General features: G+C 28.4%; 13 protein-coding genes. All 13 read left to right on the top strand.

Annotated features, from left to right (window positions below):
* The coding region (locus tag AJN69_RS05350; RefSeq protein ID WP_070288356.1) for a bacteriophage T4 gp5 trimerisation domain-containing protein at positions 1–742 on the top strand (742 nt) is incomplete at its 5' end.
* A complete protein-coding gene (locus tag AJN69_RS05345; RefSeq protein ID WP_070210693.1) occupies positions 742–2,733 on the top strand; it encodes a DUF6402 family protein in 1,992 nt (663 codons plus the stop codon). The genes AJN69_RS05350 and AJN69_RS05345, both read left to right, overlap by 1 nt.
* Position 2,734: 1 nt before the next feature.
* Positions 2,735–3,346, top strand: coding sequence for a hypothetical protein (locus AJN69_RS05340; protein WP_070210692.1), 612 nt, complete (start codon positions 2,735–2,737; stop codon positions 3,344–3,346).
* 181 nt (positions 3,347–3,527) lie between these two features.
* Complete coding sequence (locus tag AJN69_RS05330; RefSeq protein WP_002789078.1) at positions 3,528–3,971, top strand: hypothetical protein; 444 nt, start codon at positions 3,528–3,530, stop codon at positions 3,969–3,971.
* 84 nt (positions 3,972–4,055) lie between these two features.
* Complete coding sequence (locus AJN69_RS05325; RefSeq protein ID WP_070232946.1) at positions 4,056–4,799, top strand: lysozyme inhibitor LprI family protein; 744 nt, start codon at positions 4,056–4,058, stop codon at positions 4,797–4,799.
* A gap of 89 nt (positions 4,800–4,888) precedes the next feature.
* Positions 4,889–5,626: a lysozyme inhibitor LprI family protein gene (locus AJN69_RS05320; RefSeq protein ID WP_070288353.1), complete on the top strand. Its 738-nt coding sequence runs from the start codon at positions 4,889–4,891 to the stop codon at positions 5,624–5,626.
* A gap of 40 nt (positions 5,627–5,666) precedes the next feature.
* Positions 5,667–6,704, top strand: coding sequence for a lysozyme inhibitor LprI family protein (locus tag AJN69_RS05315; RefSeq protein ID WP_070288351.1), 1,038 nt, complete (start codon positions 5,667–5,669; stop codon positions 6,702–6,704).
* Positions 6,705–6,763: 59 nt separating this feature from the next.
* On the top strand, positions 6,764–7,453 hold the full coding sequence (locus tag AJN69_RS10340) for a lysozyme inhibitor LprI family protein (RefSeq protein ID WP_070290208.1): 690 nt from the start codon (positions 6,764–6,766) through the stop codon (positions 7,451–7,453).
* A 116-nt stretch (positions 7,454–7,569) separates the two neighbouring features.
* A complete protein-coding gene (locus AJN69_RS05305; protein ID WP_230100228.1) occupies positions 7,570–8,040 on the top strand; it encodes a hypothetical protein in 471 nt (156 codons plus the stop codon).
* 2 nt (positions 8,041–8,042) lie between these two features.
* The gene (locus tag AJN69_RS05300; RefSeq protein ID WP_052950221.1) at positions 8,043–8,348 is read left to right on the top strand and encodes a hypothetical protein; all 306 of its coding nucleotides are present in this window, start codon (positions 8,043–8,045) and stop codon (positions 8,346–8,348) included.
* Positions 8,349–8,599: 251 nt separating this feature from the next.
* Positions 8,600–9,511: a hypothetical protein gene (locus AJN69_RS10335; RefSeq protein WP_261664073.1), complete on the top strand. Its 912-nt coding sequence runs from the start codon at positions 8,600–8,602 to the stop codon at positions 9,509–9,511.
* A gap of 425 nt (positions 9,512–9,936) precedes the next feature.
* Positions 9,937–10,290, top strand: coding sequence for a hypothetical protein (locus AJN69_RS10330; protein ID WP_193552365.1), 354 nt, complete (start codon positions 9,937–9,939; stop codon positions 10,288–10,290).
* A 15-nt stretch (positions 10,291–10,305) separates the two neighbouring features.
* The coding region (locus AJN69_RS10620; RefSeq protein WP_407918813.1) for a bacteriophage T4 gp5 trimerisation domain-containing protein at positions 10,306–10,679 on the top strand (374 nt) is incomplete at its 3' end.

Genomic DNA, 10,679 nt, shown 5'->3' with positions numbered 1-10,679 from the left:
TGAACTTACCCTCTCAAATATAAAAGATAAAGAACAAATTTATTTAAAAGCCCAAAAGGATTATGATGAATTAGTCCAGCATAATTTCACTCAAAGAATCTTAAATGATAAAGATTCTATAGTGGATGGAATTTATAATGAAAGGATTAAAAAGATTCATACTCAAATCATAGACTTAGCTAAAAATGTCAATATAGGAGGAGAATACTTAACTAATGTAGGCTTATCTAAAGATACCATAGTAGGATTAAGCAATACCTTAAATGTAGGAGTAGATAATAAAGTAAGAGTGGCTAAAAACTCTCATGAATATGTAGGAGAAAACAAAGATATAGAAATAGGTGCTAATCAAAATACTATTATCCATAAAGATGAGATAAGAAATGTGAAGGGGAATAAAAAGGAAGTGGTTGAGGGGCATTATGATATTAATATAAAAGAAACATTAAAAATCCAAACAGAAAAAGAGACTTCTATAAGAAGCAAAAATAATCTACTAATCACCACCAATGCTTCAATGGGCTTTGAAACAGATAAAAATAATACCTTTGTATCTGATAATTCATTATCGCAAACAAAAACAGATTATGAAGTAAAAGCAGGCAATCAAATCCTCCACCAAGTAGGCGATACTCAAATTGTTACTAAGGGAGATTATGTGATTATTAAAGCAGGTGGAGTTGAAGTAGTGATAGATTCTAATGGGCTTGTGGTCAAAGGTGGAGAGATTAGGGCAGAGTAATGGAAGCACTTAATCAAAAAAATAGTTTAAATATTAGGCTTTTAAGTTCTAATAATATTCTTCTGCATAATCAAGAATTTAAGCTTTATGAAATAGCACAGGGCAATAAAAATGAAATCAAGACTATTTTTACAACCAATAGAATGGGGGAAGCTCATTTAAATGCTAGTGAAATTTTTAGTAAAGAAGCACAAAGCTTTGAATTAATTTTAAACCAATCTAGTATTTATAAAAACAAACCCATCTATAATCATAGATTTTTATTAAGAAGTTATGAGTATGGGCATTGGTGTGAAATAAAATTTGAAAGAAAGGCAGATAAAGGCTCTATAAACTCTATTAGGCTAAAATCCAAAGAATTTACCTTAGAAAATAATGAAAAAATAGTGCGTAATTTCTATACTTTTGGTGATATAGTAGAATTTGAAGCTATTTATAAGGATGCAAAAATCAAAGAAGAGCAAATTAAATGGGGTTATGTTTTTATTCAGGATAAAAACACCTTAGATAAGTTAAACAAAAACCAATTAACTAATGACAAAAAGGAAAGTTCTTTATTTGATGAAGAAATTTTAAAAGATTGTTTTTATATTGAAAAAGAAGAAGATAAAGCCCTATTATCTTCTTCTATCATTTATAGACATTTAGAAAACAACAAAGCTTATTGTGGAAAACATCTTAGTTTGCAACTACCAAACCCTAAAGACACACAAGAGCAAAAAACACTATTAGTCTTTGCTTATAAAGAAACACCCAATTATAATGCCTCTTATCTTATAAGAATTAATGATTATCCACAAATTACCATTGATTGCACTCTAGCAGAAACACTAAGGGCACATACAAACAAAGATGAAATCTCAAGGCTTGGTTGGGGGGTAAGCTATATCTGTCAAAGATTATGGCATGATAATCCAAGTGATGCTAAAGAATTAAAAGATTTAACCTTTAGAAGCTCTACTTCACAAGATTTTATAGATACTATCCCTAATGAAACAATGAAAACAATAGTAAAGGAGATATTGCCTAGAGTAGAGATGCAACAATTAAAGACTGACAACACAAAATCAAGAGATAAAGCAAGATTTTATGCGGAATTAGATTGGGATAGTTTTTATATGAAGTTTCCTATAATGCAAGAGCTAAAGGGCGAGTATATGAATCTCAAAAAGCTTTTTGGAGAAGAATCTGATTTTCAAAAACAATTCGAAGATTTTCTTAATGATGCTTTACTAGATATAAAAAACATTAAAAACACACAAGAATATACAATGGCACTCAATATCCAAGCAATGAAAGAGAATAAGACGAAGAATGCAGAAGTCTTTAAGCTATATAAAAAAGAGGAAACACTCCCAGAAACTCATAAAGCTATAAAAGACTTACAAAAACCATCAGATATTATCGATAATAGTTTATATTTTCAAAGGTTTGATATAAAAAATGATGTGTTTTTACCGCATTTAGGCTTAAGTAAATTTGATGCATTTTCATTGCAAAACTCCATACAACATGAAAAAGAAGTTTTAGATAAATTCCACTCTAACCCAAAATACAAGCAGAATTTTGCTCTATACTCTATCGCAGGGGCTTTTAATATCTTATATATACCAAGCCTTATACAAATCACGAGAGTTACAAGATTCTATAATTACCATTCTTTATATGCTGCGTGCAAAAAGGTGCGTGCTTTTATCATTGATACTGTGAATTTTAATAATAATGGTAGCGATCAGCCTATTGGGGCATGGGATTATGAGAAGGTAGGATTTGATTTATATAATTCGATAATGCAATACCGAAATACAAAATTTCATTTTAAATATACCTCACCAAAATCATTCTTATTTCCCTTATATAATTCAGACTTTCTAAAAACAAAACAGTATTTTAATCTAGGCTTAGATTTCTTTTTATATAGCTCTACATTTTTGGATATGGATTTTAGTCATACGCAAATGCAAGATACTGCTTTTATAGTGGGGAAGTAAGATGTTTTTTGCTGGTGGTGATTATGAGCCTTTTATATATGGGCTTAGTCTTATTGCATACTATTTTCTACCCCTTTATTGTCTGACGCTTTTATTATATAAATATAAGCCTCAATATGTGAATCTTACTCTACATATTGGAGCTTCAGTGTTGTTATACTTAGCTATGTGGGTAATATTTGTCGATACAACTATTATCAGCCTTTTTGAAATTTTTCAAATGTTTTTAATCCCCATTATCTTGCAAATTATACATCTTACCTTTATACTCTATGCTATTATCTATACTTATTTTGATATGCAAAAGATTTCATTTACAAAGAGACTAGACAGATATATCGTTTCATTTTTTATTGGGATTGGACTACTTATCCTTTCTTTTGTAATGATGTATGCTATTGGATATTATATCAGCTCATGGTGTGATAGATATTATCTTAAAATCGATGAGAGAAATGAGGCGATTCGCACTATAACTTTTTATGTTCTTGTTGTGGTTTTTCCCAGTATAATTGCACTACTCCTTAGCTATATCCTCTATAAAAATCATAAGTCATTTTTTACTAAGATTCTATATAGAATCTTATCTATGATAGGCAAGGACAAACCATAATGCAAAAACTTATATATCAAAACCACGACTACCAACAAATACAAATCCAACAAACACAGAAACATTTCAATCTTGGTTGTGATTTTATAGTTACAAGCAAAGGTTTTAAAAATATTAAGATTCCAAATAATTTGGATACAAAGAATCTATTGAGGATTATAGTAAAAAGTGAGGCGAGATAATGACTGATGGATTTGGGTTTTTAGCATATGTCTTTACATTGCCTGTATTGATTCTTGGTGGTATATCTTATGTATGTATAGTATTTTTGATAAGATTTCAAAGCTTTTGTGGGTTTGTATGTTCAAAAAGTTTTTGGATTGCTTGGCTTTTTTCATATTATTTATTATTTTTGATTATCTGCATTACTTGTGAATGGGAGTTATTAATAATGTATATCTGTGGTATTTCTTTACCTTTGGTATATTTTTTAAGAAAATTTTTTATGCAATCACATTCAAATCTAGCTCTAAACGAATTTTCATTATGGATTATCCCAATGAGTATTTTCTCTCTTTGTATTCATAGTAGCCTGTGCGTTGCTATTGCATGGATGTTAATATTTTTTCAAACAAATTATGATACCCAAACACTTCAATCTTGGCTTAGATTTCTTTTTATATAGCTCTATATTTTTAGATATTGTGCTAGAGGAGTAGTTATTATGTTTGAAGCGACAAAAAATACAGAGTAAATTAAAGGAGTTCTTATGCAAAAGTTTTTAATAGTTTTAGGATTGTGTTTAATGTTAGCCATTAGTGCTAATGCACAATCCCCAAAAGAAGCCAAACCTAGTTTTGATTGTGCTAAAGCAAGTACAAAAGTAGAAAAGATGATTTGTAATGATAAAAGTGGGGAGTTACAAAAACTTGATAGATTGTATTCTAAACTCTATTTTTCAATACTAAAGAGTATCCCTAAAGATACAAAAGAGGGGCAAAAAACAAGAGAAAAACTGAAATATTTTAATCACTCTGTTATGAGTAATAGAAATATATTTCAATGCTATTTTGTTGCACCATTTGAGACAAAAAAACAAGAAGACCGTCAGTCTAATTATTGCATAAAACAAATTTATTTAGAAGCGATTGCTACTTTAGCTTTTAAAATGATAGATAGTGGAGTTAATAGAGAAAGATGGGGCTTTAATGAAAGAGTGAAAGATTTTGTTGTCCCAATTGAAAACTCTAATGGAACCTACGATATGAACGTAGGGTTTTTATCCAATTATAATCTATTTAACAATTTTTTTGAAAACACTACTCAAAGCATTGTTATAGATTTTATGGCTTACAATATTATGCAGTGGAATTACTTTCTTGTAGATGTTCGGATTAATGAAGCAAATGCAGATTTATTTGATGAAGCGGTAGAAAAATATAAAATATACTATGAGAAGCTCTATCAAGCTTTTACAAAAGATAAAAAACTTAATAAATTATTAGGAAACTAAATGCCAATTAAGACAACAAATTTAAGCTATGAGGAATTTAAAAGCTTACAAATAAATAAAATTAATTTCTATTTAAAGGAGGAGTTCTTATGCAAAAGTTTTTAATAGTTTTAGGACTGTGTTTAATGTTAAGCATTAGTGCTAATGCTCAATCTCCAGAAGAAGCTAAACCTAGCTTTGATTGTGCTAAAGCAAAAAGTAAGGTTGAAAAGATGATTTGTAATGATGAAAGTGGGGAGTTGCAAAAACTTGATAGATTATATTCTAAACTCTATTTTTCAATACTAAAGAGTATCCCAAAAAACACAAAAGAGGGGCAAAATGCAAGAGAAGAGCTGAAATATTTTAATCACTCTGTTATGAGCGATAGAAATATATTTCAGTGCTATTTTATTGTACCATTTGGGACAGGAAAACAAGAAGACTTTCGATCTAATTATTGCATAAAACAAATTTATTTAGAAGCGATTGCTACTTTAGCTTTTAAAATGATAGATAGTGAAGCTAATAGAAAAAAATGGAATTTTAACCAAAGAGTAGAAAAATTTAATGGTGCTGCTTGCCCGTTAGAAAAATATAATGAAATAAATTTTTTATCTAACTACAATTTATTTAATAATTTTTTTGAAAACACTACTAAAGGCATTGTTATAGATTTTATGGCTTATAATATTGCACAATGGAACTATTTTATTCTACAATCTCGGATTAATGAAGCAAATTCAGGCGAATTTGATGAGGCAGTAAAAGTATATAAAATACTTTATGAGAAGCTCTATCAAGCTTTTACAGAAGATAAAAAACTTAATAAATTATTAGGAAACTAAATGCCAATTAAGATAACAAATTTAAATTAAAGGAGTTCTTATGCAAAAGTTTTTAATAGTTTTAGGATTGTGTTTAATGTTAGCCATTAGTGCTAATGCTCAATCTCCAAAAGAAGCCAAACCTAGCTTTGATTGTGCTAAAGCTAGCACAGAAGTTGAAAAGATAATATGCAATGATGAAGATGGGGAGTTACAGAATTTAGATCGCTATATGGGTGAAGTCTATACACAATTAAGAAAAGAATTAAAGATTTCTAATTTTGCTGATAAGGAGCAAAGGCTAAAAGATCTTTTAGATTCACAAAGAGCATTTATTAAAAATTTAAATGAAGTTGATTTTATAAAAGATGCTTATGAAGAGCGCATTACACAATTACTTAAACTTCTAGGAGAAGTGCTAGATTCTAACAATAAAGAATTATGTGAATATGCAAGAAGATATGAGAGTGATGACAGTAAATGGCAAGAAGTTCCTCCATCTGTCAATCCTCCCTTTAGTATAGGTTATTGTGCTTTTGGAGCAAATAATCAATATGGCATTTTTTATCATTATTGCACAGAAAAAAGAGAGATTATAAAAAAAGAAATGGCAAAAGCTATCAAAGAAAAAGATCCTTATATCAGTTTTCCTAGAGTCTATAAAAGAAAAATTGATATTAATAATGATGGGGTGTTAGATAATGTAATTCTTTCACGAGGGGAATATTTTAGTGCACTTTGGATATATAAAAATGGTAAGCTAGATGCAAAAGCAAGTGGTAAAATCTATGGAGATGATCTGCATTTTCATGGAGAAAAAACTAGTTATCAAACTGTAATGGTTAATGAAGTGCCTAGCATAGCATTTGATACATATGCCCTGCCAAGCAATAAAATTTCAGGAATACCAGAACAAGCAGAATTTAACTCTGAAATTCCTATACTAAGCTATTTAACTTATGGAGTTATGGAATTTCAAGGAAAAAATTATATTACTCTATGGAACAGGAGATTTCTTAATGATGAGAATTCTACCTATCCAGAAACACGCATTTATCTTTTAGAAGGTAATAAAAGAGAATTAAAATGCACTTTTTAAAAAGGAAATAATTGATGTTTGAAACGACAAAAAATACAGAGTAAATTAAAGGAGTTCTTATGCAAAAGATTTTAATAGTTTTAGGATTGTGTTTAATGTTAGCCATTAGTGCTAATGCACAATCCCCAAAAGAAGCCAAACCTAGTTTTGATTGTGCTAAAGCAAAAAGTAAGGTTGAAAAGATGATTTGTAATGATGAAGGTGGGGAGTTACAAAAACTTGATAGATATATGGCAAAGACATATAAAGAACTAAGACAGAATCTAAACAAAAATGAGCAAAATAAGCTTTTAACATCGCAACGATTATGGCTTCAAACCCTAAATCAATGCAAATCTAAAGAATGTGTAAAAGAGCTTTTGCAAAATAGAGTTGGAGAATTGCAAAATTACACAGCACACACGGGCAATGTGTGGCTTGGGACTTATACATTACAAGAAAATCTTTATATGGGGAGCTTTACAATAAAAAAGTGTGATAAGTTTAATATTTGTGAAGCTAGATATGAGGCTATCCTCCATAAAAGTGAATTTAATGATATGCATATCTGCGAAGAAGTTTTAATGAAGCTTAAAATCAAAAATAATAATAAAGCCATTGCGTATTATGATGACGAAGAAAAATGTAGCTTGAACTTGGAGCTTAATAAAAATGGGATTTTAATCACAGAGCAAAAGCCCAAAGATTGCTATATGGGTTGTGGAGAGGGAACAGAAATTAGTGTAAATCGCTTATATCATAAGGAATAATCAATGCTTTATGATACCGAAGTGCTAAATGAAAATGATTATAAAAAAGAATGTGCAAAGTTTCTTATTGCTTTTGAAAATTCAAATTATAAACATATATTGCTTAAGGAGAATGTATGAATAATAAAATAGTCATATTGATATTATGTTTAATACAAATACTTTTTGCAAATCAAAACATACAAGAATGGAGTGGTGTATATGGTTTTTCTGAAAATATAGATTCGCAAGATATAGATTTATCAAAAAGTAGGCAACAAATTTTTCACTTTTTAGAATGCAATAATAAAATTTGCTTGGCTGAATATGAATCTTTGCATAAATATTCTACTTGCAAAATACATAAATATGATAAATTATTGCACTTAAAAATACTTTCTCCAAATCAAGCAATTTTACATTTAAAAATAAAAGATGAAAATAATGTAGAAAAAAAGTGCAAAGTGCTCTTACAAAAAACACAAAAAGGTTTTAGAGCAAAAAATCCTTTGAATGCAATAGAATCTTGTAATATAAGTTTATCTATTTTTAAATCTTGTGGTGCAGGGACTAATCCAGATTGGACTATGGAGTTTATAAAGGAATAATAATGAATATTGAAACTTTAGATGATGAAACTTATGCGATCCTTTTAGGAGTTTTAATTTGTAATATTGAAGTAGATATAAAAAGTTCTTTATTTCAGAGTGGTAATTTTTTAAAGCCTTATGGTGATGGCGGTAAAAGTATAGCCGTTGGTTTTGGATTAGATTTAAAAGTTAATTCTCTAAATACCATCACTTGTTTATATAAAAATATTTTTGGGGATAATTGGCAAATATCTAATGAAGAAAAAGACATTTTAGAAAAACTGCGAACAATGCAATTACTACAACACAAGCAATTGAAAAACTAGAAAAACTAACAATACTTAGTCTTGATTTAAAAACACAAGATAATGCCTATAAATTATTTTCCCTAACACTGCAATCATATGAAAATAAAATTGACAATAAAATTTCAAAATCTTATGAAAGAATCGCTTTGGTATCTAGGGCTTATAATTATTATAGAGAATTACTTCTAGGAGCCGTTAGGCAACAAAATAGGTTTTTAATTTGGTTTTATTTACGATATGCAACCAACACTTCAAATGGGAGAGAATTATTGGGACTTACAAAAAGGAGATGGTGGGAGTCGGAAATCTTTAAATTATATAATGGAATATCTTTTGAGAATATTTTAGAAATATTTCAGTGTCTCAATATTGTCACATTTAATAAAAAAATAATTTACAAGCATATAGAAGAATATGAAGCAAGAAATTTAACTCAAGAAAATATTCAGATATTTAAGAATGATTCTAAAAATAGAGATCTTGATAAGCATTTTAAATTTACATATGAATACATCACTACCATCCTTAAGCCTCATTTAGATTACCTAAACACCCTCACTCAAAAAAATTTTAGCTTAGATAATATTTATTGTATTGCTAATTATTGTGAGAATTTAGGTGCTAATAAATTGGATAATGTTACCTTGCTTAATAAAACTTTAAGACAAAAGTTTGAAAAACTAGAAGCAAATACACCCCATAATATTCTTATACTCTATCCAAACCCTACTCCATCTATTATACAAATAGAACAACCTAAAAATACTTTTATTACCCTACTTATAGGAGCAAAAGCAAAAATAGATTGTTCTAAATTAATAGAAGATCAATGTGAGCTAATGTATTTAAAATATGATCCAACACAAGAAGAACAACAAGCAATTAATCCACAAGCTTTTTCTTGTAGCACCCAAGAAGAACTTATTTTAAAAAAAGAAGATGAAATATACTTTAAAACAGTAAAAAACAATATATCATATTTTATTAATAAAAACGATGGAATTTTAAAAGTTGCTCTTGCTGGTAATGAAGAAAATGCTATAGAATTATACAGTTTTGCTAAAGAAAATCAATTTAAAATTTTACAAGATAAAGCTTCAAAGATGCTAAAAATCTATTTAAAACTAGAAAGATATAGTAGCGAAGAGATTTTATTGCATAGAGGGGAAATTTTGAATTAACACTCAATAATCTTAAGATTTTAGATAAAAATGGAAATAATCATGAAACCATCACTAAAGTATTTCTTCATAATTGTGAGAATAGAAGGATTTATGAAAGTTTAAAGTTAGAGTATCAAGAAGGCATTTATAAGAGCAGTTTCAAGATTGATTTAATTTTAGATGAAAACTCTTCTTTTTTAAAAAGGGCTACAAAATGTATTATAGCTACAAAAACCTTAGAAGGCTTTAGCACAAGTCAAATACATAAAATTGGAAATGTGGCAATAGTCTCTTTAAGTTCTGCAGATAAGCAAGGAGGTTATTATACTTTTACAAATAAAGTAAGCATGCAAGATTTTGGATAAAATCTTTATTTAGATACTGAGACAAATGGGTATGAAAAACAAATAAAAAATTCAAGAAAGAATTTATATATCACAAATTTGAAAGCTTATAAAGAAAAAGAACAGCAAAATACTACTGATAAAATCCCTTACAATAAAACTATTTTTGTTAGAGCTTACTTAAATAATGAGGAGAAATTTTTCTTCGATGAGGCAATTAAATGGGCATATTGTATAAAAAAAGAAGAGGAATTAGAATGTAATCAATCTAAAATTAAAATTTTAGAAAATCTTCAAGGAAATGATATAACCTTTAATACTTCTATGCTTTCACAAGATGATAGGAATAAACTTTATAATATGAATGAAAAATATCAATTAATCTTATTTGCTTATTTTAGCGCACCTGCATTTAAAACAACACAAGGAATAACACATTTAGTGTTAAAATGACTAAAGATTTAAACTATACAAAACAAGGCCATTGAACTTACCCTCTCAAATATAAAAGATAAAGAACAAATTTATTTAAAAGCCCAAAAGGATTATGATGAATTAGTCCAGCATAATTTCACTCAAAGAATCTTAAATGATAAAGATTCTATAGTGGATGGAATTTATAATGAAAGGATTAAAAAGATTCATACTCAAATCATAGACTTAGCTAAAAATGTCAATATAGGAGGAGAATACTTAACTAATGTAGGCTTATCTAAAGATACCATAGTAGGATTAAGCAATACCTTAAATGTAGGAGTAGATAATAAAGTAAGAGTGGCTAAAAACTCTCATGAATATGTAGGAGAAAACAAAGATATAGAAATAGGTGCTAATCAAAATAC

The sequence above is a fragment of the Campylobacter sp. BCW_4338 genome, from assembly GCF_001763255.1.
Lineage (GTDB): Bacteria > Campylobacterota > Campylobacteria > Campylobacterales > Campylobacteraceae > Campylobacter_D > Campylobacter_D jejuni.
The sequence above is the reverse complement of the archived record's forward strand: the minus strand, read 5'-3'. Positions and strand labels throughout refer to the sequence as shown.